The sequence below is a fragment of the Burkholderia sp. AU45251 genome (assembly GCF_030482905.1).
GTDB classification, from domain to species: domain Bacteria; phylum Pseudomonadota; class Gammaproteobacteria; order Burkholderiales; family Burkholderiaceae; genus Burkholderia; species Burkholderia aenigmatica.
The window spans coordinates 217,999-241,585 of the sequence record NZ_JAUJQH010000003.1 but is presented as its reverse complement, the minus strand read 5'-3'; the positions used below and the strand labels follow the sequence as shown (position 1 = coordinate 241,585).

Annotated in this window: 23 protein-coding genes; 11 read left to right on the top strand and 12 right to left on the bottom strand. The window is 67.2% G+C overall.

Translation table 11 applies throughout. The features are described from left to right. Positions 1-60 precede the first annotated feature (60 nt). The 3 genes from QZM67_RS10770 to QZM67_RS10760 all read left to right on the top strand — a co-directional run bounded on the left by QZM67_RS10770 (position 61) and on the right by QZM67_RS10760 (position 2,415). Positions 61-1,293 carry an MFS transporter gene (locus QZM67_RS10770; RefSeq protein WP_301802611.1) on the top strand — a complete coding sequence of 411 codons (1,233 nt, stop codon included), beginning with the start codon at positions 61-63 and terminating at the stop codon, positions 1,291-1,293. A 78-nt stretch (positions 1,294-1,371) separates the two neighbouring features. After that, entirely contained in the window at positions 1,372-1,620 is a 249-nt protein-coding gene (locus QZM67_RS10765) for a hypothetical protein (protein WP_301802608.1), read from the top strand. A 102-nt stretch (positions 1,621-1,722) separates the two neighbouring features. After that, positions 1,723-2,415: a phosphatase PAP2 family protein gene (locus tag QZM67_RS10760; protein WP_301802605.1), complete on the top strand. Its 693-nt coding sequence runs from the start codon at positions 1,723-1,725 to the stop codon at positions 2,413-2,415. Positions 2,416-2,518: 103 nt separating this feature from the next. Here QZM67_RS10760 and QZM67_RS10755 read toward each other — a convergent pair whose 3' ends face one another. From QZM67_RS10755 to QZM67_RS10745, 3 genes are all read right to left on the bottom strand, one after another. Beyond that, positions 2,519-3,178 carry a glutathione S-transferase family protein gene (locus tag QZM67_RS10755; protein WP_301802602.1) on the bottom strand — a complete coding sequence of 220 codons (660 nt, stop codon included), beginning with the start codon at positions 3,176-3,178 and terminating at the stop codon, positions 2,519-2,521. Positions 3,179-3,305: 127 nt separating this feature from the next. Then, entirely contained in the window at positions 3,306-4,376 is a 1,071-nt protein-coding gene (locus QZM67_RS10750; RefSeq protein ID WP_043181096.1) for a rhodanese-like domain-containing protein, read from the bottom strand. 139 nt (positions 4,377-4,515) lie between these two features. After that, entirely contained in the window at positions 4,516-5,169 is a 654-nt protein-coding gene (locus tag QZM67_RS10745) for a peroxiredoxin (protein ID WP_301802599.1), read from the bottom strand. Positions 5,170-5,462: 293 nt separating this feature from the next. Here QZM67_RS10745 and QZM67_RS10740 point away from each other — a divergent pair, with 293 nt between their 5' ends. Beyond that, complete coding sequence (locus QZM67_RS10740) at positions 5,463-6,368, top strand: HTH-type transcriptional regulator ArgP (protein WP_043181098.1); 906 nt, start codon at positions 5,463-5,465, stop codon at positions 6,366-6,368. 336 nt (positions 6,369-6,704) lie between these two features. After that, complete coding sequence (locus QZM67_RS10735; RefSeq protein WP_011353793.1) at positions 6,705-6,917, top strand: DUF1059 domain-containing protein; 213 nt, start codon at positions 6,705-6,707, stop codon at positions 6,915-6,917. A 113-nt stretch (positions 6,918-7,030) separates the two neighbouring features. Here QZM67_RS10735 and ltaE read toward each other — a convergent pair whose 3' ends face one another. The 3 genes from ltaE to QZM67_RS10720 form a co-directional block, all read right to left on the bottom strand. Then, on the bottom strand, positions 7,031-8,044 hold the full coding sequence (ltaE, locus tag QZM67_RS10730) for a low-specificity L-threonine aldolase (protein ID WP_301802596.1): 1,014 nt from the start codon (positions 8,042-8,044) through the stop codon (positions 7,031-7,033). A gap of 165 nt (positions 8,045-8,209) precedes the next feature. Beyond that, on the bottom strand, positions 8,210-8,761 hold the full coding sequence (locus QZM67_RS10725; RefSeq protein ID WP_301802593.1) for a YMGG-like glycine zipper-containing protein: 552 nt from the start codon (positions 8,759-8,761) through the stop codon (positions 8,210-8,212). Between the two features lie 13 nt (positions 8,762-8,774). Further along, complete coding sequence (locus QZM67_RS10720) at positions 8,775-9,101, bottom strand: hypothetical protein (protein ID WP_301802592.1); 327 nt, start codon at positions 9,099-9,101, stop codon at positions 8,775-8,777. Positions 9,102-9,603: 502 nt separating this feature from the next. Here QZM67_RS10720 and QZM67_RS10715 point away from each other — a divergent pair. From QZM67_RS10715 to QZM67_RS10705, 3 genes are read left to right on the top strand one after another with little or no spacing between them, the layout of a single operon-like run. Continuing rightward, a complete protein-coding gene (locus tag QZM67_RS10715; protein WP_043181105.1) occupies positions 9,604-11,016 on the top strand; it encodes a cytochrome ubiquinol oxidase subunit I in 1,413 nt (470 codons plus the stop codon). Positions 11,017-11,046: 30 nt separating this feature from the next. After that, entirely contained in the window at positions 11,047-12,054 is a 1,008-nt protein-coding gene (gene cydB, locus QZM67_RS10710) for a cytochrome d ubiquinol oxidase subunit II (protein ID WP_175025021.1), read from the top strand. Next, positions 12,026-12,205: a hypothetical protein gene (locus QZM67_RS10705; RefSeq protein WP_043181109.1), complete on the top strand. Its 180-nt coding sequence runs from the start codon at positions 12,026-12,028 to the stop codon at positions 12,203-12,205. Before cydB ends, QZM67_RS10705 begins: the two co-directional genes overlap by 29 nt. Before the next feature lie 177 nt (positions 12,206-12,382). Here QZM67_RS10705 and QZM67_RS10700 read toward each other — a convergent pair whose 3' ends face one another. After that, positions 12,383-12,994 (bottom strand): hypothetical protein, encoded by a 612-nt coding sequence (locus QZM67_RS10700; protein ID WP_301802590.1) that lies wholly within the window; start codon positions 12,992-12,994, stop codon positions 12,383-12,385. Between the two features lie 181 nt (positions 12,995-13,175). Between QZM67_RS10700 and QZM67_RS10695 the strand changes: the two genes are divergently transcribed. Beyond that, complete coding sequence (locus QZM67_RS10695; protein WP_301802588.1) at positions 13,176-14,081, top strand: LysR substrate-binding domain-containing protein; 906 nt, start codon at positions 13,176-13,178, stop codon at positions 14,079-14,081. Positions 14,082-14,169: 88 nt separating this feature from the next. Here QZM67_RS10695 and QZM67_RS10690 read toward each other — a convergent pair whose 3' ends face one another. From QZM67_RS10690 to QZM67_RS10680, 3 genes are all read right to left on the bottom strand, one after another. Next, positions 14,170-14,454: a helix-turn-helix domain-containing protein gene (locus QZM67_RS10690; protein WP_175025024.1), complete on the bottom strand. Its 285-nt coding sequence runs from the start codon at positions 14,452-14,454 to the stop codon at positions 14,170-14,172. Between the two features lie 13 nt (positions 14,455-14,467). Further along, positions 14,468-15,784, bottom strand: coding sequence for a type II toxin-antitoxin system HipA family toxin (locus QZM67_RS10685; protein WP_301802585.1), 1,317 nt, complete (start codon positions 15,782-15,784; stop codon positions 14,468-14,470). A gap of 123 nt (positions 15,785-15,907) precedes the next feature. Continuing rightward, the gene (locus QZM67_RS10680) at positions 15,908-16,102 is read right to left on the bottom strand and encodes a YqaE/Pmp3 family membrane protein (protein ID WP_059684201.1); all 195 of its coding nucleotides are present in this window, start codon (positions 16,100-16,102) and stop codon (positions 15,908-15,910) included. 154 nt (positions 16,103-16,256) lie between these two features. Between QZM67_RS10680 and QZM67_RS10675 the strand changes: the two genes are divergently transcribed. Beyond that, positions 16,257-17,393, top strand: coding sequence for a hypothetical protein (locus tag QZM67_RS10675; protein WP_301802583.1), 1,137 nt, complete (start codon positions 16,257-16,259; stop codon positions 17,391-17,393). A 78-nt stretch (positions 17,394-17,471) separates the two neighbouring features. Here the strand turns inward: QZM67_RS10675 and QZM67_RS10670 are convergent, their stop codons facing one another. Further along, complete coding sequence (locus QZM67_RS10670) at positions 17,472-19,151, bottom strand: alkaline phosphatase family protein (protein WP_301802581.1); 1,680 nt, start codon at positions 19,149-19,151, stop codon at positions 17,472-17,474. A 310-nt stretch (positions 19,152-19,461) separates the two neighbouring features. On the opposite strand from QZM67_RS10670, the gene QZM67_RS10665 reads away from it, so the two are divergent. Beyond that, entirely contained in the window at positions 19,462-19,686 is a 225-nt protein-coding gene (locus tag QZM67_RS10665; protein ID WP_027790361.1) for a hypothetical protein, read from the top strand. A 59-nt stretch (positions 19,687-19,745) separates the two neighbouring features. Here QZM67_RS10665 and QZM67_RS10660 read toward each other — a convergent pair whose 3' ends face one another. Further along, positions 19,746-23,546, bottom strand: coding sequence for a DUF748 domain-containing protein (locus tag QZM67_RS10660; protein WP_301802577.1), 3,801 nt, complete (start codon positions 23,544-23,546; stop codon positions 19,746-19,748). Positions 23,547-23,587: the final 41 nt, after the last annotated feature.

Here is a 23,587-nt window from a genome sequence, read left to right as displayed (position 1 = left end):
TGGCCGGCCGCGTGCCGCCACACTCGCGTCCATCCCTTCATCGCACCCAGGATGCACGCCATGTCCACCCCGTCCCGTCTCGATGCCGCGCCCCGCGCGGAACACGCCCCGGCCCACCCGGCCGCCCATTCGATGCCCGATCGCTGGCTCGTGCTGCTGCTCGCCGCCGCCGCGGGCCTCGGCGTCGCGCCGCTCTACTACGCGCAGCCGATGCTCGGCGCGCTCGGGCCCGATCTCGGCGCGTCGGCGCGCGCGATCGGCTTCGTACCGACGCTCACGCAGTTGGGTTATGCGCTCGGCATCCTGCTGCTCGCGCCGCTCGGCGACCGCTTCGACCGCCGCCGCGTGATCGTGACCAAGGCCGCGACGCTGGTCGTCGCGCTGCTGCTCGCCGCCATCGCACCGTCGCTCGGGCTGCTGCTCGCGGCGAGCTTCGCGATCGGCCTCGCCGCGACGATGGCGCAGGACGTCGTGCCGGCCGCCGCGACGCTCGCGCACGACGCGCATCGCGGCCGCATCGTCGGCACGGTGATGACGGGGCTGCTGCTCGGCATCCTGCTGTCGCGGGTCGTGGCCGGGTTCGTTGCGGAGACGGCCGGCTGGCGCGCAATGTTCGCACTCGCGGCCGCCAGCGTCGCTGCGATCGGCGTCGTGGCCGCGCGCGGGCTGCCGCACTTTGAGCCGACCACACGCCTGCCGTATCGCGCGCTGATCGGGTCGCTCGGCGCGTTGTGGCGCCAGCATCCGGCACTGCGCCGCGCCGCACTCGCGCAGGGGCTGCTGGCCATCGGGTTCAGCGCGTTCTGGTCGACGCTCGCGGTGATGCTGCACGGCGCACCGTTCCACCTCGGCAGCGCGGCCGCGGGCGCGTTCGGCCTTGCCGGTGCGGCCGGTGCGCTGGCTGCGCCGATTGCCGGGCGCCTGGCCGACCATCACGGCCCCGAGCACGTTACGCGCTTCGGCATCGGCATCGCGACGGTGTCGTTCGCGTCGATGGCCGCCGCGCCGCTGATGTCGCCGCACGCGCAGCTCGTGCTGCTCGCGGTCGCGACGATCGGCTTCGATCTCGGCGTGCAGGCCACGCTGATCGCACATCAGGCAATCGTCTACCGGATCGACCCCGCGTCGCGCAGCCGCCTCAACGCGGTGCTGTTCGTCGGCATGTTCATCGGGATGGCGGCCGGCGCCGCGATCGGCAGTTTGTTGCTCGCGCAACTGGGCTGGAATGCGGTGACCGCGCTGGCTGTCGTCACATCGCTGGCTGCGCTCGCCGTGCGGATCTGGCGCAACTGAATTTCCGCATCGCACGCACCTGGCGGGCAGGCCCACAGGGCTAGCCCGCCTTTTCTTTTATTTTCGACCGGCGCACGCATGACGCTGCGCAACCTGGCAAATTCGTGCGCATCCGGCACGAAAAACATCCATCCCGTGCAAGGTCCGCACCAGCTCGAACGAATGTCCAGTTTAACCAATTATTTCTCCGGCAGCCTTGCACGTCGATGCAAAACGTCGGACGAATCGGATGCGCCCCGCCACACGGCGCTCACCCATCCGGCCCCACCGCTCGACCCCGTTTTATCAGGGGATTCCCGGTATTTTTTCGCATTTTCTTCGAAATAACGGGTGACATACTTGCCCCCCGTTGCGCTCAGGTACGAGCGCGCTTTTCGATCCTGCCGGCCGCATGTCATGCGCTGAGCGTCCGCCCGGGTCGCACAGAACATGAACGATTTCGACACCACAATCCAGATCTTCCTCACCCACATCACGTTCGGCCCATTGATGAATCACGCGATCCGCGTGATCGCGGGCCTGTACACGTTCAAGGGCTTCGTGCTCATTCCCGTGCTGTGCTGGCTGTGGTTCCAGCCGGGCCCGAACCGCGAGCGGCAGCGCGAGCTGGTCGTCGCGACGATCGCGAGCGGCCTCATCGCGCTCGCGTTCGGCCGGTTGCTCGCACACGTGCTGCCGTTCCGCGTGCGGCCGATCTACAACCCCGACCTGCACCTGCATTTCCCGTCGGCAGGATTGCGAGCGGCCACGCTGCAGGCATGGAGTTCGTTTCCGAGCGATCACGCGATGCTGTGGATGGCGATCGCCACCGGGATCTTCATCATCGCGCGCCGCGTCGGCGTGTTCGCGCTGCTGTATGCGGTCGTGTTCATCTGCCTGCCGCGCGCGTATCTCGGCTTTCACTACCCGACCGACCTGATCGCGGGCGCCGCGATCGGCATCGCGCTCGCGTGGCTGCTGACGCGCGACACGATCCGCTCGCGCTTCGCGCCGCAGGTGCTGGCGATGATCCGGCGCTTCCCCGCACCCGCCTATACGCTCGCGTTCCTGCTGTGCTTCGAGCTGATCACGCAGTTCGACGAACTGCTGACGCTCGCGCAGTCGGCCACCCACACGATGTGACGGGGAGACGCCGCGATGCTGCCGCTGCTTTCGTTCCGCCGCCGCCCCGGCACGCGCTGCCGGCCATGCGCGGCAACCGCGCGCCGCGCGACGGCCGTGCCGATCAGTCGCGATCGGGCGCACCCAGCGGAAAGAACGAGCGATACGGCCGCGCCTCGTCGACCGCGCGCGCGAACGACGGCCGCGCCAGCAGACGATTGCGGTACGCGATCACGTTCGCGAACGACGGATCGATCCGGTGTGTCCAGTCCGCGTAGAACAGGAACGGCGCCGCGCCGCAGTCGGCGAGGCTGAAGCGGTCGCCGGCCGCCCATTCGCGATCGGCCATCTTCTGGTCCAGCCACGCATAAGACGTGTCGAGCATCGCACGCGCATCGGCGACACCGCGCGCGTCGCGCTCGGCTTCCGGCCGCAGCGCGTCGAACACGACTTTCTGCTGCGGCGTCGACACGTAGTTGTCGAAGAAGCGATCCATCATCCGCACCTCGAGCGCCGCGTGCGGATCGTCGGGCAGCAGCCGCACCGGGCCCGGATGGTTCAGGCCGAGATACTCGATGATGATCGACGCCTCGACCACCGTGCGGCCGGCATCGACGAGCACCGGAAAGCGCTTCAGCGGCCACAGCGCGGCCAGTTCCTGCATCGGCTTCGGATCGTCGTGCGCGAGCACGCGATACGCGAACGGCGTGCCGTTCTCGTACAGCGCGGTCAGCACCTTCTGGCAGTAGGACGAAAAGGGATGGGCGTAAAGCGTCGGCATCATCGTACGGTCTCTCAGGGTTTCGGCACCGCGTGATGCGGCACCACGTGATCGGATACCTTGACGACGAACGGCACCCGGCCGTTTCGACAGCGATCCGGATTTTTTTTGGCGCGACTCACTCGGGCCGTTACGACCGGCCGTCCATTACGACACGCCCTTCGGCACGCCAGCGCAGCATCCCGCCGCCGAGATTCGCCACCGTGTCGAAGCCGGCCTTCAGCAGAATGACGGTCGCCTGCGCGGATCGCCCGCCGGCCCGGCACACGGTCACGACCGGCCGGTCGCGCGCGATCTCGCCGGCGCGCGCAGCCAGTTCGCCGAGCGGAATCGGCGTCGCGCCGGGCAGGTGGCCGAGCGGGCCCGTGAATTCGTCCGGCTCGCGCACGTCGACGACCTGCACCGCCGGCAGATGATCCTCGAGCCATTGCGGATCGATTTCCCAGAACCCGGCGAACGTATAGACGAGCGGCGCCCAGTCGGGCGCCGCCTGCACATCGGGCGCATTCGCGGCAACGCCGCACTGCAGGTTCGCCGGCACCGCGACGTCGATCTGCCGCGGGTGCGCGAGCCCGAGGTTGCGCATGTAGCCCGCGAAATCGTCTTCGCTCAGATCGCCGCCGAGGCGCGGATTGAAACGCCGCTCCTCGCCGACGCTCGTCACCGTGAGCCCGCGATAGTCGTGCGCCGGATACAGCAGGCACGCGGCCGGCAGCGTGAAGAGCCGGCCGTGCACCGCGCGATACAGCGCACGCGGGTCGCCTTGCTGGAAATCGGTGCGGCCGGTGCCGCGAATCAGCAGGCAATCGCCGGTGAACGCCATCGATTCGTCGTCGAGTACGAGGCTGATGCAGCCGTTCGTGTGGCCAGGTGTTGCGCGCACGGTCAGGTAGCGCGCGCCGAACGCGCAGCGGTCGCCGTCGTTCAGATAGCGATCGGCGCCTTGCGCGCCGCTCGTGGCCGAGATCGCGATCGTGCTGCCCGTGCGCTGCTTCAGCAGCCACGCGCCCGTCACGTGGTCGGCGTGCACGTGCGTATCGACGGTCGCAACGAGCCGCAGCCCGAGCTCGTCGAGCAGCGCCGCGTCGCGGCGCACCTGCTCGAACACGGGATCGATCAGCAGCGCTTCGCGCGACGCGCGGTCGGCGAGCAGGTACGTGTACGTCGACGATTGCGGGTCGAACAGTTGCCGGAAGATCATCGCGAAGTCGCTCCGTCGCTGGTGGATGCCTGTTTGATGCGTGTTGATGCGTCTTGTCCGGCCCGCGCCGCCGCTGTCGCTGTCGCGCGGGCCGCCCCGTCGTGGTCCTGCAAGGCCGGTATCCGGCCGGCCCGGCGCGTCAACTCGGCTGCGCCACGTAGCGCAGGTACGGCTTCAGCGTCCGGAAGCCTTCCGGATACTTCTGCTTCGCCGCATCGTCCGACACCGACGTCGGAATGATGACATCGTCGCCGGGCTTCCAGTTCACCGGCGTCGCCACCGTATGCTTCGCGTTGAGCTGCAGCGCGTCGAGCAGGCGCAGCACCTCGTCGAAATTGCGTCCCGCGCTCATCGGATAGACGAGCATCGCCTTGACCTTCTTGTCCGGCCCGATGACGAACACCGAGCGCACGGTCGCGTTGTCGACCGCCGTGCGCGGGCCGCCGCTCGCGTTCGGATGAATCATGTCGTACAGCTTCGCGACCTTCAGTTCGTCGTCGCCGATCAGCGGATAGTTGACCGCATGGCCCTGCGTTTCAGCGATATCCGCGACCCACTTCTGGTGATCGCTGACCGGATCGATCGACAGCCCGATGATCTTCGTGTTGCGCTTGTCGAATTCCGGCTTGAGCCCGGCCATGTAGCCGAGTTCGGTCGTGCACACCGGCGTGAAATCCTTCGGATGGGAAAACAGGATCGCCCAGTGGTCGCCGATCCATTCATGAAAGCGGATCGTTCCCTCGGTGGTCTCCGCGGTGAAATCGGGCGCGTCCTCGCCTAGTCGAATCGACATGTTCATCTCCATCAAGTGGGAATCGTCACGACGCCCGCGCCGCGGCTTGCGCGCGACGCGCGATCGTCCGCGCGCGAAGTGCCGGCATGGCACATGCCGGGTTCCGCGCGTTCATATAGCCTAGTTCAAAATGCGCGCGCCACCGGCATGCGGCGTGCGGCATACCGTCATGCCGTGGTCGAGTCCGACGACGAATGCCGTGCCGCAGGGCGTTGCGCCACACCCGGCCGCTGGTACGCGCTGACTTACACTACCGGCTGTTCTCGTCTTACGTTCACAGGAATTCCACCGACATGTCGATGACGATCGATCCGAAGCAGGCCGCCGCGCTGCTGGCCGTCGCCGACACCGGCAGCTTCGAGCAGGCGGCCGTGCGCCTGCACGTGACCGCGTCCGCCGTCACGCAGCGGGTCCGCGCACTGGAGGCGAGCCTCGGCACGCCGCTCGTGCTGCGCACGCGGCCGTGCCGCCCGACGGTGGCCGGGCAACGCGTGCTGCAGCACCTGCGCCGCGTCGCACTGCTGCAGGCCGACCTGCAAAGCACGCTCGCGACCGAGCGCGAATCGCCGATCTCGGTCACGATCGCGCTCAATTCCGACAGCCTCGGTACGTGGTTTCTGCCGGCGCTGACGTCGGTGCTCGCGGGCGAGCGCATCCTGTTCGAGCTGATCGTCGAGGATCAGGACCATACGTTCGCGCTGCTCGAAAGCGGGATGGCGGTCGGCTGCGTGACGACCGAGCCAAAGCCGATGCGCGGCTGCCTCGCGACGCCGCTCGGCACGATGCGCTACCGGCTGCTCGCGGCCGCCGCGTTCGCGGTGCGCTGGTTTCCGCGCGGGCTGAACCGCACGAGCGCGCGCAAGGCGCCCGTCGTCGCGTATTCGCGGCGCGATACGCTGCAGTCGTCGTTCCTGAAGGAGAAGTTCGGGTTGCTCGAGGGCGCGTACCCGTGCCACTACGTGCCGGGTACCCATTCGCACTTCGCGGCGGTGCGGCACGGGCTCGGCTATGCGATGGTGCCGGAGCCGCTGATCGGCAGTGCGCCGCTCGACACGCAGGGGCTCGTCGATCTCGCGCCCGCGCATCCGACCGACATCACGCTGTACTGGCACGCGTGGACCGTGCAGTCGCCGACGATGGCGTCACTGTCCGAGCGGGTGGTCGAAGCGGCACGCCGGCTGCTCGCGCCGCTGCCTTGACGCGCGTTTGAGCGGCACCGCCGCGGTGTGCGGTGTGCGGTGTGCGGTGTGCGGTGTGCGGTGTGCGGTGTGCGGTGTGCGGTGTGCGGTGTGCGGTGTGCGGTGTGCGGTGTGCGGTGTGCGGTGTGCGGTGTGCGGCGTGCGGTGTGCGGCGTGCGGCGTGCGGTGTGCGGTGTGCGGTGTGCGGCGTGCGGTGTGCGGTGTGCGGTGTGCGGCGCGACATCTGGCGACGAGAATCCCCGCCGCGCCGCCTATACTTTTTCCATCGGTCTCGCGAACGCGCCGCGCGGCCGATCACGCACATCCGGCCGTTCCCTTTTCCGCAAGGAGAACATCATGTCTCGCCGCTATATCGATTGCCGCGAGTTTCCCAGCGCGATGAATTGCTCGGTCGCGATTTCTGCCGACTCCGACAACGAACTGCTGGAGGCCGCCGTACAACATGCGGTCCTGGTGCACCAGCACACCGACAGCGCCGAACTGCGCACGCAGTTGCAGGCGCTGTTCCGCGACGGCACACCGCCCGCCGACGCACCCCGGCAAGCCTGATCCGCCGGCACGCCCGATATCGACAGACGGGTTGCCACGGCGCCCCCGTCGCCTCTCCGCCCCCTGCTTCGCGCCATATTGGGCCGGCGTCCCAGCCGGCCGGCGCATTCCCCCTACGCGCGGCGCTGCGCGAAATACGCACCGACCGCGTCGATAAACGTATCGATATCCGCGCGCGACACGTCGCAGTGCGTGACGAAGCGCGACGCGTACAGCATCTGCGTGAGGATCCCGCGTTCCTTGAGCCATGCCTCGAGCGGCGCGCAATCGGCTTCGGGGAATTGTGCGAACACCATGTTCGTCGCATGCGACAACACCTTCACGGTGTCGATGCGTGCGAGGCCTTCGGCAAGATGCACGGCATTCGCGTGATCGTCAGCGAGCCGCTCGACGTTGTGGTCGAGCGCATACAGGCAGGCTGCGGCGAGAATGCCCGACTGCCGCATCCCGCCGCCGAGCACCTTGCGCCAGCGCTGCGCGCGCTCGATCAGCGCCCGGTTGCCGACCAGCACCGAGCCGACCGGCGCGCCGAGCCCTTTCGAGAAGCAGATCGACACGCTGTCGAACGGCGCCGACAGCTCGGCGACCGAACGGCCCGACGCGACAGCCGCGTTGCACACGCGTGCGCCGTCGAGGTGCAGTGACAACCCGCGACTGCGCGCGAACGTGGTGGCTTCCTGCACATAGCCTTCCGGCAAGACCTGGCCGCCGATCGTGTTTTCGAGCGCGAGCAGGCGTGTGCGGGCAAAGTGATTGTCGAGCGGCTTGATCGCCGCGGCGATCTTCGCGAGCGGCAGCGTGCCGTCCGGCGCGTTCTCGATCGGCTGCGGCTGGATGCTGCCCAGCACGGCCGCGCCGCCGCCTTCGTACTTGTAGGTGTGCGCGAGCTGGCCGACGATGTATTCGTCGCCGCGTTCGCAATGGGCCATCAGCGCGGCCAGGTTGCTCTGCGTGCCGCTCGGGAAGAACAGGCCGGCTTCCTTGCCGGCCCGCTCGGCCGTCACCGCCTGCAGGCGCAGGACGGTCGGGTCGTCACCCCATACGTCGTCGCCGGTTTCGGCGGCAGTCATCGCGGCCAGCATTGCCTGGCTCGGACGTGTCACGGTATCGCTGCGTAAATCGATCATCGCTGAGTCCTGGGTAAACGCGGACCGGATCCGATGCGCCCGGCCCTGCCGAAACGAGACTCAGAGTGTACGCAATTCACACAGCGTGTGTGTACCGACGGTCGATGCGCACACAGGGCGCGGCGCACTTGCGCGTCACGCCGCACGGCGGCGACGAGGCGGCCGTCAGTAGCGCGGCGGCGGCGGCTGAACGCCCGCCGGCGGCATGGGTGGCGCCGCGCGCGGTGCGCCGCCATATCCGCCACCGCCATACCCACCTCCCCCGCCGCCGCTCATCCCGCCCGGTACCGGCACGCGGTTGCCGGTCGCGTACATGCATTGCAGGTAGCCGTAGTCGTAGCGGCGCTGGATGTCGTAGGCCGAGCCTTGCGCCGCGCCGGCACCGACCACGCTGCCCGCGAGCAGCCCGGCGCCCGCGCCGACGGCCGCCCCCGTGCCGCCGTTGAACGCCGCGCCGGCCGCCGCACCCAGCGCGGTGCCGACGGCCGCGCTGCCGACCGCGCTCGCGGTCGACGCCTGACCCGCGCTCACGCCGCCCGATTGCTCGAACGCGTATTGACGGCAGTTCGCATCGTCGGCGCGGAACTGGTCGAACGACTTGCCGGTGCCGGGCAGCGCCATCACGCTCGGCCCGGTCGGCATGTACGCGCACGCGCCGAGCAGGCCGGCCAGCGCCAGCGCGGCCGGCATGCGCAGAAGTCGAGATACGGATTTCATCGTCGCGCCTCCGTCATTGCGGCCGAGCCGGCACCGATCGCCAGCCCGACTTGCAGGTCTTCACATACGGGTAGTAGTGCTTCGACGCGTCGCAGTAGTACCAGAGGTTCGCATCGCCGTCGTCCTGCGGCTGTCCCTTCTCGACGTACTGAGGCGGCGGCCCCGGATCGACGGGCACCGCGACGACGGGCGGCGGGTAGTAGTAAGGCGCGGGGACGACGGGGTAGTAATACGGGTAGCCGGGGCCGACATAGACCCCGACCCGGGCAGCATGCGCCACGCCGCCCGTGGCGATCGCCACGGCGGCCGCCGCGCCCAGCGCGAGCTTCAATCCATTCACGTCACGTTCTCCGGCTGGCGGTTCGTCGATGCGAACCCGACATACCGAACGCTACGCCGCGCGCGATCCGTCATCCATTACGGGCGCCCGCGCCAATGTTGCGCGGCGTTACCCATGTGACAGACCCCATCCGCCGCGGCCCGCCGGCACGGCCGGACGCGTTACGCGATAACGCAACGCAACGGTTCGGCCGCACACGCGTGCCGCGCCGCGCGGTGTCACGCGGCGTTTGCGGGCGCGTCGAACCGTTCCAATGACGCGACGCGCCATATTGACGCACGTGCGTCAGACCGCCACGCCACGGCTGCACGCGCCGCAAGCAGCCTTCTTGATACGAATCAACGATTTACCCCGGAAATGCGCGCGACGGGCTGGACATCTGCGACGAGTTGGCACATTTCGCGGTGCAACATCGCGGCACATACTCCAGCCAACCCCGACGCCCGTCCGCCGGGGTCCGCCGGCACCCGCCGGCGGGTATCGTCAGCCTCGGTCAACTGGTATGGACACCGCTCTTTCGGCCCTCGATCTGGCCCGCCTGCAATTCGCGTTCACCGTCTCCTTTCACATCGTCTTCCCGGCGCTGAGCATCGGCCTCGCCAGCTTCATCGCCGTGCTCGAATATCGCTGGCTGAAAACCGGCAAGCAGTACTACAAAACCCTCTGTCTGTTCTGGTCGAAGATCTTCGCGGTCGCGTTCGGGATGGGCGTCGTCTCCGGCGTCGTGATGAGCTACCAGTTCGGCACGAACTGGTCGGGCTTCTCGAGCTTCGCCGGCGCCGTCACCGGGCCGCTGCTGATGTACGAGGTCATGACTGCGTTCTTCCTCGAGGCTGGCTTCCTCGGCATCATGCTGTTCGGCTGGAACCGCGTGAGCCCGCGCGCGCACTTCGGCGCGACGCTGATGGTCGCGATCGGCACGCTGATCTCGACGTTCTGGATTCTCGCGTCGAACAGCTGGATGCAGACGCCGCAGGGCTTCGAGATCGTCGACGGCCGCGTCGTGCCGACCGACTGGTTCGCGATCATCTTCAACCCGTCGTTCCCGTACCGCCTGTTCCACATGGCGATCGCCGCGTTCATCGTCGCCGCGCTGGTGGTGGCCGCGACCGGCGCATGGCATCTGCTGAAGGGCCGCCGCGACAAGGGCGTGAAGAAGATGTTCTCGATGGCGCTGTGGCTGCTGCTCGTGCTCGCGCCACTGCAGGCCGTGATCGGCGACCAGCATGGCATCAACACGCTGAAGCACCAGCCGGCGAAGATCGCCGCGATCGAAGGGCTGTGGGAAACCGAGAAGGGCGGCACGCCGCTCAACCTGTTCGGCATCCCCGACATGAAGGCGGAAACGACCCGCTACGCGGTGAAGGTGCCGCACCTCGGCAGCCTGATCCTCACGCACAGCTGGGACGGCGAGATCCGCGGGCTGAAGGAATTCCCGCCGGAAGACCGCCCGAACTCGACCATCGTGTTCTGGAGCTTCCGGATCATGGTCGGCCTTGGCTTCGCGATGATCGGCCTCGCCGCGCTCGCATGGCTCCTGCGCCGCCGCGGCCGTCTGTATGAATCGAAGTGGTTCCAGCGCTTCGCACTCGTGATGGGCCCGACCGGCTTCGTGTCGCTGCTCGCGGGCTGGGTGACGACCGAAGCAGGCCGCCAGCCGTGGGTCGTATATGGCGTGATGCGCACCGCGAAGGCCGTGTCGCCGCTGTCGGTACAGCAGGTCAGCCTGTCGATGATGACGTTCGTGATCGTGTACTTCCTCGTGTTCGGCACCGGCGTGTACTACATGCTGAAGCTGATGAAGGCCGGCCCCGCGCTGCCCGACGTGAAGCACGACGACACCCCCGACACGCGCCCCGACCACACCGCGCGCCGCCCGATGTCGGCCGTCGACGAGCCGCTCGAGACCGTCTGAGCCCCACCCTTTCCGCATACGAGAAAACCTATGGACGTCACCGTAATCTGGGCCGCGATCATCGCATTGGGGCTCTTCATGTACGTCGTGCTCGACGGCTTCGACCTCGGCATCGGCATCGTCTTCCCGTTCTTCCCGGACGAGAAGGAACGCGACCTGATGATGAACACCGTCGCGCCCGTGTGGGACGGCAACGAGACGTGGCTCGTGCTCGGCGGCGCCGGGCTGTTCGCGGTGTTCCCGGTCGTCTATTCGACCGTGTTGTCGGCGCTGTACTTGCCGCTGATCTTCATGCTGGTGTGCCTGATCTTCCGCGGCGTGTCGTTCGAGATCCGCGCGAAGGCGCGGCGCACGAAGCAGCTGTGGGACCTCGCGTTCATCGGCGGCTCGGCCGGCGCGACGCTGTTCCAGGGGATCGCGCTCGGCGCGTTCCTGCAGGGCATCAACGTGAAGGACGGCGTGTTCGCGGGCGACGCGTTCGACTGGCTCACGCCGTTCAGCCTGCTGACGGGCCTCGGCCTGATCGTGACCTATGCGCTGCTCGGCTGCTGCTGGCTCGTCGCGAAGACGGAAGGCGACCTGCAGCGCCGCCTGCATCGCGTCGTGTGGCCGCTGACGGTCGTGCTGCTCGGCTTCATCGCGGTCGTCAGCCTGTGGACGCCGCTGCAGGATCCGGCCATCGCGCAGCGCTGGTTCGATTCGGGGCTGTTCTGGCGCCTGTTGCCGGTGCCGTTCCTGGTCGCCGGGTGCGCGGTGTGGATGCGCCGCGCAGTGCGCGGCCGGCATGACATGACCCCGTTCGTGCTCGCGCTGGCGCTCGTGCTGCTCGGCTACGTCGGCCTGCTCGTCACGCTGTTCCCGTATGCGATTCCTCAGACGATGACGATCTGGGAAGCTGCGGCGCCGCGTTCCAGCCAGACCTTCACGCTGGTCGGCGCAGCGGTTATCCTCCCGATCATCATCGCCTACACGACGATGGGTTACTGGGTATTCCGAGGCAAGGTGCGCCATGAAGACCAGCATTACTACCACCACTGATTCCGCCGAACGCCAGCCCGCTGCGCCGAAGCCGCGCATGCGCGGCTGGATGTGGTTCATCGTCCTGTGGGCGGGCGGCGTGATCGGCGCCGTCACGCTCGGCTACGCGTTCAAGATCTTCATGAACCTGACGCTGTTTGCGGTGAAGTAGGCGAAGCGGTCGCCCGGGTCGAACGACGGTCCGGGCGGCCGTTTTCTCGTTGACGGCTGCGGCTTCTGCCGCGCCGGATGCACCGGGCGCCGCGCCCGGCTGCCATGCCCCGACGGGCTGCAATGCGCCCTTCGCTCCCGCTTCTTCAAGTCTCCCGCATCGGCGCGTGCGCGCCGGTCACCGCTCGCACGACGTCGTGCACATCGCCTTGTCCATCGCGCTGAAGAAGGTCTGGTAGTAGTCAGGCTCGACGACAGTCTTCATGCGCGAGTCGCCATTGCTGTCCCACACCGTGCGGTCGAACCGCGCACGCACGATCGTGTCACGCGCCGCCGTTACGCGGACCGTGACGATGGCAGCCACGCGCTCGTGATCCGGTTTCGCGGGCAAGCCGCCGATCTTCGCCTTCAGCGCGCCGCGCAGCAGTTGCCGCCACTTCGGAATCAGCGTGTCGCTGCGACCGCCTTCGATCAGCCCCACGTCCCGGTCGACCGTCACCGGCGCATAGCCCTGCGTGCGCAGCACGGACGCGACCGCGTCGAGTGCACGCGCCTGCGACGCACCCGCGTAGCGGCGATCGGTCATCATGCGCAGCGTCTGCTGCTCGGTATCCGTCAGGTCGACTTCGGTCTGGCTGGAGCTGTAGCGCACCAGCGAGCCGCCGTCGCCGATCTGGCGTTCGTTTTGCGGCTTCGCCGCACACCCGGTCAGCACCGCCAGCAGCCCGGCACAGGCGAGCGCCACCGCACCTCGGCCGCGCACCGGCGGAACCGCTGCGACGCTGCGCATCGCGCGCCGCGCCGTTCGCCGGTCGCGAAGACGGCGGCGAATTCCGGTTGATCGGCTATCGGGGGGCGCTATGATCGTCATCGGGGCGTTTTCTCCTGTCGGCGCCATGATAGGGAGGCGCTCCGGCCGCCACAAACGACATTTTTTGACCCACTGTGTAGCTTTTCTTCGCGACCTCACGATGCGCCGATTGCCGCCCCTGAACGCGCTGCGCAGCTTCGAAGCTGCCGGCCGCCTGCAGAGCCTCACCCTCGCCGCCGACGAGCTGAACGTAACCCAGAGCGCAGTCGCGCAGCAGATCCGCGTGCTCGAATCGTTCTTCGGGCAGAAGCTGTTCGAGCGCGACGGACGCTCGATGCGGCTCACGCCGCGCGCGCGGCATTACCTCGTCGACGTCGCGAGCTGCCTCGGCCGGCTCGCGCAGGCGACGGGGCAAATGTTCGAACCCGGCAGCGGCCATCCGGTGCGGATCAACACGTCCGTATCGTTCGCGCACGGATGGTTGCTGACGCAACTGGCTGCATTCCAGGCCGACCATCCGGACATCGACGTGCAACTCGTCACGACGCCCGACAACGAGCGCGACCAGTTCGACGAAACCTGCGACATCGTGGTTCGCCGCTATACGCCGGAGCTGCGCCGCAAGGGGTTCGTGTCGCGGCCGCTGCTCGCGACCGTCGCGGTGCCGGTGTGCGCGCCCGGCCACCCGGTGCTCGACCAGGCGCGTACGCCGGCCGACCTGCGCAACGCGCCGCTGCTGCATTACGCGGGTTTGCCGCAGGCGTGGCAATACTGGTTCCACCAGGCAGGCTCGGTCGTCACCGAGACGCTGCGCGGGCCGTTCTATCGCGAGTTCTTCCTGATGACCAAGGCCGCCGCGAGCGGGCTCGGCGTGTGCCTCGCGCCGCGCGCGGTCGTGCGCGACGATCTCGAGCAAGGGCGGCTCGTCGCGCTGTTTCCGGAAATCCACCTGGAAGCGCCGCCGTTTCATTGCCTGTATCGCGACGACGACGATCCGGCGCTGCGCACGTTCGTCGACTGGCTGTTCGCGCGGGCGGAGGCGCTGGAGGGGGCGCCGCCGGGATAGCCGGCGACGGGCAGGGAAGCAGAAACCGATGAAGCAGCCCAATGCAGCTGCGCTGACGACGACCGAACGAATGCGGCGTCACGTCCGGCTACGTGCTCTGTCGCACCACGCCGAGCTTCAATCCCAGCATGCCGAAGATGCGGTTCATCGTCTGCACCGTCCCGTCGCTGCGACCTTGTTCGATATCCTGAATCGTCTTCGTCGACACACCTGCGAGCTTGGCCATTTCCGCGCTCGTCAGTCGCATCGTCTTCTTCAGATGACGCACCGATTCGCGCAGCGACCATTCGGGATGCGCGAGCACGTCTTCGATCGCTTGCCGTCGGAGCGAAAGCTGCTCGGGGAGTGGCAGCGCGTTATAGCGTTTGTCCATCGTGTCCCCCTGCCTAGCGCAACGCATCCAGCTCGCGAGCCAGCCGCTCGAGCCCCGGCTTCAGAAAGGCATGGACATCGTGCTCCAGCCCGAGATCGACACCATGATCGGCGATCTCCCGCAAACCCGGCGACATTGCACTTAGCCGTGCCCGCAACGCATCGCGATCCAACGCGACATGCGCCTCCCCCGCTAGCGGCTCGCTGGTTCGAACGATGGTATCCAGTACCCGCGCCCAATCCGGCTGCCCGCCGTCATTGCCTTCCCAGCGGATGCGCCGCGCAATGCCATCGGGGTGCAGATACATCGGCGCGAAGTCGTAAAGCGGCGTAAGGGCGACGCGCCCATCAAAGTCACGTTGCAAGGCGGTGTTTCTCGCATGATTGTCCTTGTTGCCCAACGCGAGATTCGCGACATCGCGGCACAGGTATTCCGCCACCTCGACCTGCGCGTCCGTGCATTGACGCACGAGACGCCAGCACACCTCGTCGTGGCTCGGCGCGACACCAAAGCCGGCCTTGTCCGTCAACGACGCAATGCTTTCCTGGGCAAACCGGACTACACGACCGTCGACATGCGCTCGATCAAAACGCCGAATGAACAGCGAGCGTTCATGCAGCGCCAGTGGTGCATGAACACGCAAGCCGAGACGCTGCGCCAATGCCATGTAGGGCGCCTCGTGGCGCAGGATCTGTGCAAGGCGCGCGTTCGCGCCGCGCCCGAACTTGACGATGTAGTGCTCACGCGCACGCTCGTCTGGCAGCGTATGGTCCAGATAGAGCAAACCGTCGTCAGCACGGGTCAGCAGTAGCTTCGGCCACTCGCCCTGTACACCCGAGGAGCCCGCAACGAAGAAGCCATGTGTGGCGAGATATTCGCTGAACGCGTCGCCTCGCGCGACAACCTCCTCGTCGGTAAAGCCCTGCTGTGGCCCCTGACGTTCAGTCAACCAATGCACGGCCTCCTTGACTCGCAGATTTCCGATCGAATTTGCGGCCCCTGCTAGCAGCAATGGCCAGTCGGCGCGTTCCTCGGCGGTTTCCGGCAAACCGAGACGGCGCAGCAACTCCGCGCGGCCGAATCCTTGTGGCAACAGATCGATCAGAAAAACAGGCCAATGCGGCGTTTCCAGCGGCTCAAGACCCACCGGAAATCGGCAGGTCATGGCGTGGGCATCGCGGGCGAGCTGATGCCGAACGGCCCACTCGACGTCGTAACCCGTATAGGCACGCGCACGCCAGCCTTCGTCGGGCATGCCGAACAAGGTGACAACACCGATGTCGTGCCAGGCACCGTCGGCGTGGAGTTGAATCGTACAGGAGTCTCTCATTTCAGCAGAAATCTACATAAATTATCCGGATCGTTGCAGATAAAGTATATATATTTCCGCCGAAATAAGAACTGTCGCCGTTGGGCTAACAAAGCTCAACGTGCGGGGAATCGCCCCTGGAGTTTACTTTTGCCCCCGCAGCGCCGCCTCGATCTTCCGATCGGTTTTGTACTGGCTCAGCGCATACACCGACCAGATCGCGGCCGGCAGCCAGCCGATGATCGTGATTTGCAGGATCAGGCAGATGATTCCGGCGATCGGGCGGCCGATCGTGAAGAACTGGAACCACGGCAGCAGCAGGGCAAGCAGAAGGCGCATGAACAAACCTCTCGGTGCGTCGTTGAACGGGTGATGCGTGGCGAATATGCCGGTGCATGCTCCGGAATTCAAGCCGTCCGCCGCGATGCGTGCCTGCTACACTCGCGCGTCTTCAAACGAAGCACGATCAGAACAACAACGGAGAGAGAGGGCAATGAACACCCCATCATCACACTGCGGCCGCAAGCGGCCCGCCATCGCGCACCCGAAGCAAACCTGGCGCCGCTGCGCGGCGATCACGCTCGCCGCCTTCACCGCCGTCGGCGTCGCGCACGCCGGGACGAAGCCGACGACGCACTATGCGATCAACCTGACCCGCGACAGCGGCAGCGAAATCCCACTGAGCAACGAGCCCTACAGCTGGACCACGCACGACGGCAAGGTGCTGGCCGAGGGCGTGACCGACGACAAGGGACGTGCCGCCGTCGCACGGCAGGCAGGCGAGACGCACTATGTGCTGGAGACCGTCAACACCCGCTGGATCTATACCGTCGACAACGCTTGCTGGACGCGCCGCGACGACACCTTCGCCCGCTGCGCGAAGCTGACTGACGCCGTCAACCTGGTCGCACAGCGCATGGCCGATAACGCGCGCGACGAGCAGGCCGCCGCCGCCAAGCGCCGCGATGCCGCGCTCGCCCGTTACCGCGCGGCCGCGGCTGCCAATGACGACGAACTCGTGTGGCTGGGCCCGCTGCCGGCCGAATGGTCGAGGGACGACGTCCAGAAACAACTCGACGACGTGTACGGCAAGATCAAGCATGAGCTCGACCATCTCGGCGATGCCGACATCGACGTGTCCCGCTTCGTGTGCCGGTCGCCCGACCAGATCGGCCCGGCACCGGACCAGCAGGCCGTGATCGACTACATGAGCAGCCTGCGCGAACCGGGTTCGACGACGCCCGCGCAGTGGACGGCGCTCGTCGAGGCCGCGCGCAAGGGCAACTGGCTCGCGCGGTTGCAGATCTTCGTCGCGCTCGGCTCGCGCCCGAAAGACGATCTCGTATCGGTCTACCGGCGTATCCAGCTGATGGCGTGGCTGCAGGCGAACCACGTCGGCGCGCTGTACACCTACTACCTGGGCGAACTCGCCGCAACCGGCTATTTCGAAGGGCCCAGCCCCGATGCCACGTCGCCGATTCCGTTGTATGCGGCGATGCGCGGCAGCTACGCGGCGATGAAGCGCGCGGGCGATGCGCTCATGGCTCAGGACGAACCGGAAGCGCAGGCGATCGGCAAGCGCATGCACGATTGCGCGGTGCAAATGATGCCGGTGCTGTTCGCGAAGTAGGCGCGCACAGCCCCTCACGCAGCGCGCAACCGGCCCGCCGCACGGCCGGCGGCGGGCAGTCCTGCGGCGTCGCGTCGCTCAGCGACCGATCCCGAGCCCCGGCAGCACGCCGGTATTCTCGGCCACCACCGCATGCAGCAGGCGCGGGTTCGCGCCGAGCAGCCCGAGGATCGTCGGCGCGACCTGCTTCGTGCCGACCGTGTCGGTCACCGTGCGTGCGCGATGCAGGCCCGGATACGACACGAGCAGGCCGAGGTGGCTGTCGTCCGGCGCGTTGCCGCCGTGCTCCTCGTCCTTCTTCGTGCTCGACGTGTAGATCACGCCCGGATTCGGCTGGACGATGATGTCCGGCGTGCGGCCGTTGGCCGGATCGCCGAAGCGGTCGGCGAGCGCCGCGCCGTACAGGATGTAGGCCTGCGAGCCATCCGCGCAGATCCCCGGCGCGTTGCAGCTCAGGTTCGCCTTCAGCGTCTGCACCACGGCCGTGCGCTGGTTGCGGTCGCGCAGCCAGATCAGGCCGACGTCGTCGGTCTGCACGAAGCCCGTGTCGACCAGGCCCGAACCGTCGTTCAGGTTGCCCGTCGTCGTGTTGTTCTGGCCGAAGTTGCCGTTCGGGTCGATGTAGTTGTTCGTTTCGAGCAGCTTCGTCAGCGTGTCGCCGTTCTTCACGAGCTTCGTGCGGTCGGTCGGCGACTGGCCATGCTTCGACGTGACGATCACGGCCGTCGACGAATACAGGTTCGCCTGTTTCAGCGCCGCGACGATATGGCCGATCGAGTTGTCGACATACGTGATCGCGTTCGCGACCTGACCGTTCGGCGTGAAGTTCGCATCCATGTAGCCGCCGCCCTTCGTCACCACCGCCTTCTGCGCGACGCTCAGCGTCTGGAAGTCGGCGCCGAACAGCGTCGGCACCGGCGCGCTCTTCGTGCCCGTCGAGTCGCGGCCGTTGATCTGATTGATCAGCGCCTGCACGTGCAGGTTGTCGAATTGCGCGGTGTGCGAATAGACGTCCGTGTAGTCCGTCTTCGTCGTCGGGTCGATCGAGTTGATCTCGGTGCGCATCAGATCGTCGACGCCGGTACCCGACGGCCCGTTCAGCCAGTCGTAGCCCCATGCGTGCTTGTCGGCCCACGCGGTGTAGGCGTTCGGGATGCCGGCCTTCACGGCCTCGAACACCGTATTGGTCTTCACGTAGTTGTGCGGATAGACCGGCACGCACTTGCCGTTGACCTTCGCGTTCGGGATCGCCTGCGGGTTGAACGCGCCGCCGCCGTTCAGGTGGACGAGCGCGCCGCCGTTCTGGGCATCGATGCCGGTCGTCTCGTCGAACACGACGTTCCAGCCCTGCTTGCCCGAGCAGCTCGTGTCGCCCGGCGCGTACAGGTTGCGGTCGTACGACACGTCGTAGAACAGGCCGGCCGTCTTCGGCGAGCCGCCCGTCACGAGCGCGGCGAGGCCCGGGAACGAATCCGACAGGCCCGGCGTATAGGCATTCGTGTACGTCACGCCGTGCTGCGCGAGCACCGCGATGTTCGGGCACGTGTTCGCGCCGATGCAGCGCGCGAGATCCTGCTCGTGCAGGCCGTCGACGCTGATCAGCAGCACGTGCTTCACGACGCGGCTCGCGTGGCCGCGGTCCTCGCCCTGACTATCGCCGTCCTGCTGCGCCGCGTGCGCACCCGCGCCTGCGAGCGCCAGCGCGCCCGCCACCATCGCCACCAACTTCCGCTGCTTACCAAGGAAAAACATGATCACCCCACCTCATCGATTGACGTTGAACTGCGTGACTTGCCAACAAGCGCGCAAAATATCGCCGCGTCGTGGGTCGCTCGCATGAAGCAAGGCTTTCTGTTTTCTATCAAACGTAACCAATCGCAAGTGACACGAAGCGGTCGCAAAGAAAGGTGACCTAGCGCACATTGCGACGCGCGCTTTCACCCGCCGGCACCGCGCCGGTGCATCGGTCAAACCGCCCGCAGCGTTACGCGCCGCGCGATTTTTTTTCCGGCTTGGCGCATGACTATTGGCGTGTGATAAAGGGTTTTCCCTGACCCGGAGCACGAGTATGTCGACCCTGGAAGCTCTCCGGTTCGTGCTGGACGATGCACGCACCCCCGAAATCATTCGCCACCACGTCGTCGACGCGTTGCAGTACGCGTTGCGCAACTACGGACAGGTGTTCACCGCGAAAGAGGTCGAATGGCTGGCGCAGTGGGACGATGCGCGTCTGCCGCTGGCCGCGAAGAAGGAATTGGGCAAGCGCGAAGAACCGGCGATCGCCGCGCGCTGAAGGAAGCACGCCGCCGCGCCCGAACGGATGAACGGACGCAGCGGCGGCGGATGGCCTGCTTACTGCAGGCCGAAGTCGACACGGGTCGTCGCGCCCTTGTCCTCGATGCCCTTCGCGTCGAGCTTCGGCGCGACGACGAACACGCGGCTCGAATCGATCTTGCCGTCGAGGTACTGGCGCACGGCCTGCGCGCGCTGCTGCGCGAGCGCACGCAGCGCGTTGTCGTCGGCCGGCGCGTGCTCGGCGAGCGCCTTCTTCATGTCGGCGTCGGGTAGCGTCTTCTGCAGGCCGATCAGGTTGCGCGGCTTCTTGAAGTCGGCGGCCTTGTACGCGCGCGTCAGGTACTTGCTGTACTCGGCCGGCTCGACCTTCACCGACATCGGGTCGATGCTCTCGCCCTGCCCGACCACGTCCTTCAGCTTCTGCTGGCGCACCAGCCGGTCGACGTACGCATCGCCGAGCCCCGACGTGTCCTTCGCCGGATCGACGCGGCCGATCAGGTCGAGGCGGATCGACGGCTTCTCGGTCAGCATCTTCACGACGGTGTCGAGCTTCTTCTGCTGCGCATCGTCGAGCTGGTACGAGCCCGGCGCGAATTCGACATAGCCGAGATCCTCGCCGCCGCTGCCGAACGCATGCGCAAGCAGCGAGAACGGCGACGTGACGGCCTTCGCGATCAGGTTCAGCACCGCGCGCCAGATCAGCCCGCCGACGCTGAACTCCGGATTCGACAGCGAACCGGACACCGGCAGGTTCACGTCGATCTGGCCGCGCGTGTTCTTCAGCAGCGAGATCGCGAGCTTCACCGGCAGCTTCGTCGCCGTGTCGTTCTCCACATGGTCGCCGAACGTGAGCTGGTCGATGAAGATGTGGTTGTTCGCCTTCAACTGGTCGTTCTCGAGCGCGTAATGCAGGTCGACGTTGAGCTTGCCCTTCGTGATCGGGTAGCCGGCGTACTTCGCCGAGTACGGCGTCAGGTTGGTCAGCTCGATGTCGTGCGCGGTCGCGGTGAGGTCGAGCGCCGGCTTCTCGATCAGCGGGTTCACCGAACCCTTGATCGAGATCGGCCCGTTGCCCGCGAGGTTCGCGGCCACGTCGACCGGCGCGGACGTCGTCGAATCCGTGCCGAACGCGCCGACCGTGCCCTTGATCGCGACGAGGTTCGCCGTGTAGTTCGGCTTGATGAAGTTGTCGGTGTACGTGACACGGCCGTTCTGCAGCAGCAACTCGCCGAAATGCATCCGCACCGGGCTCTGCGGCGGCGTCGCCGCCTTCACGACCACCGTCGCGGATGCGGCGGCCGGCGCCGACGCCTGCTGCGCGGCCGCAGCCGATGCAGCCTGGGTGGCGGCCGGCGGCGTCATGCCCGGCGACAGCGGCACCGGTTCGCTCTTGCTCGCATCGCGCGTGAGCGACTGCGCGGGGCCCGACTCCTTCGCGACGACGTCCTTCAGGTTCAGCCGCCCCTGCGCATCGAGCAGCACGCGGCCGTAGAAGTTCGAGAACGTCACGCGCGACGCATCGACGTCGGTGCCCTTCTCGTCGTAGTTCGCCTTCAGGTTCGTCAGCGCGAGGGAGCGCCAGCCCGCGAACGGATCGGAGGTCGCCTTGTCGAGCATCCTCACGTCGACCAGCGCGACGTCGCCGCGGTAGGTCGCGCGCGGCGTGTCCTTCACCTGCGCGAACGTCAGGTTGCCCTGCGCGTTGAGCAGCGCGCTGGCGATCGTCGCGTTCAGCGCGCTGCCGAAGTACGGCTCGAACGCGGCCGCGTCGAGGCGGTTGCCGTTGATCTTCAGGCCGAGTTTCAGCGGCTGCGCGGTCACGTCGCCCGTCACGTTCAGCGAGCCCTTGCGGTTCAGCGTCGCCTTCAACTGCACGGGCAGCGGCTTGGTCATGTCGTCGCTGATCTTCTGCACCGACAGGTCCAGCGGCTTGATCGCGAGCTTCACCGGGCGCGGCGTCGACAAGTCGGTGAAGTTCGCGGACGAATCCTTCACGTTCAGCGCGTCGATCCGGTAATGCCACGACGGCGCGGCGGCCTCGGCCTTGCGCGCGACCGTGCGCTTCGGCACCGACGCCTGCGCGGGTTCGGCCAGCGCCGCGAGGTCGATCTTGCCGTCCTTCAGGCGCTGCACGTCGAGCGCGAGCCCGCTGGCGTCGACGCTCGCGATCTCCGCGGTGCGCGCGGCCACGTCGACCTTCGCGATCTTCGCGCTCGCGTCGGGCAGCACGATCGCCGGCGCCTTCGCGTCGGGCGTCGCGATCTTCAGCGACTTCAGGCTGATCGTGCTGTCGGCAACCTGCGCGGCGAGCGGCGTCTTGCCCCAGTCGGCCTTCGCGTTGACGGTCGCGCCGAGCGTGCCGTCGAGCACGCGCGCTCGCGTCGCTTCGCCCAGGTACGGCTGCAACGCCGGCAGCGCGAGCGCGGCGACCGTCAGCTTGCTCTCGGCCTGCTTCTCCGCGAGATTGAAGGTGCCTTCGGCCGTCACGTCGCCGCCGCGCGACAGCGACGTCGACAGCGTGTATTTCGCGGGCGTCTTGCCCTGCATCGAGAAGCCGTCGAGCGTCGCGGCGAGCTTCGTGAGCGACAGCGCGGTCGCCGTCGCCGGCACGCGGTCGTCGACGTTGACCGTGCCACCGTCGATCGCGAAGTGACGGATCGTCAGGTCGAGCGGCGGCGCCTCCTTCGCGCCGGCTTCGGCCTTCACGCCGCTGGCGGCGGCAACGGCCGCGTCGGAAGCGGCCGTGGCGCCCGACGCCGCCGGCTTCTCGGCGGCCTTCGATGCGGCGGCCGGCTGTGCGGCAAGCTTCTCGACGTTCAATACGCCCTGCTTGTCGCGCGACAGGTCGACCACCGGCTGGTCGATCCGGATCTCGTCGAAGTGCATCGCGTTGCGCAGCGGCTCGAGGCTGGCCGCCGCGACGTGCACGCTACGCGCGGCGAACAGCGGCGCGGATGCATGATCGGTCACCTTCGCGTCGTTCAGGTCGACGGTGCCCGATACGCGCAGCGCGGGCGTCTCGCCGCTCATCACGAAATTGACCTTGAGGTCGCTGCTCAGCAGGCCGCTCGTCACGGCCACCGGCAGCTTCGCCGGCACGTACGAGATCAGCTTCGGCACGTCGAGGCCGTCGAATTTCAGCGCGATCTCCGATTCGCGCGACTGCGCGAACGGCTTGGTCTTGCCGTCGATCGCGATCGGGCTGCCGTCGAAGCGTGCGCGCAGCTTCGGTTCGACGAAGATGTCGGTCTTCGATGCCAGCGTCGCGATATACGGAATGCCGAGCGTCCAGTTGTCGACGACGTGCTTTTCGTTCAGCAGGCGGTCGTCGAAATCGATCCGGCCGTTGTTGACCTGGATGTTCGACACCGAGAACTGCGTCGGCTTGCTTTCGGGTTTCGGCGACGGCGTCGAGAACTTCTCGATCAGGTCGGTGAAGTTGAAGCGCTGCGCGTCATAGCGGACGATATGGAAGCGCGGCGAATCGAGACGGACTTCATTGACGATCGGCGCGCCGCGGAACAGCGACGACCACGACGGCCGCACGACGAGCTTCGCGATGTCGATGAAGTCGCCCTGCCCGCCTTTGTCGCCGAGATGAACGCCGTCGGCTTCGAGGTTCAGCGTGTACGGGTTCAGCGCGATGCGCTGGATCGTGGCGGGCCGGTCGAGCTGCTTGCTCAACTGCTGTTCGGCGATATGGCGGATCAGCGGCGGCGCCGCGAAGAACCCGAGCAGTCCGAATAAAACGATGAAGATCAGCAGGCCGATGCCGATGCGCCGGGTCCGGCGCGAGCGTGCAACGCCACCGAGGGCATGGAGGGTCGAGGATACGGTTTCTTTGTCTGCGCTTGCCATGCTTGAATGCCTCGGGATGGAATGCCGGGCCGCACCGGACA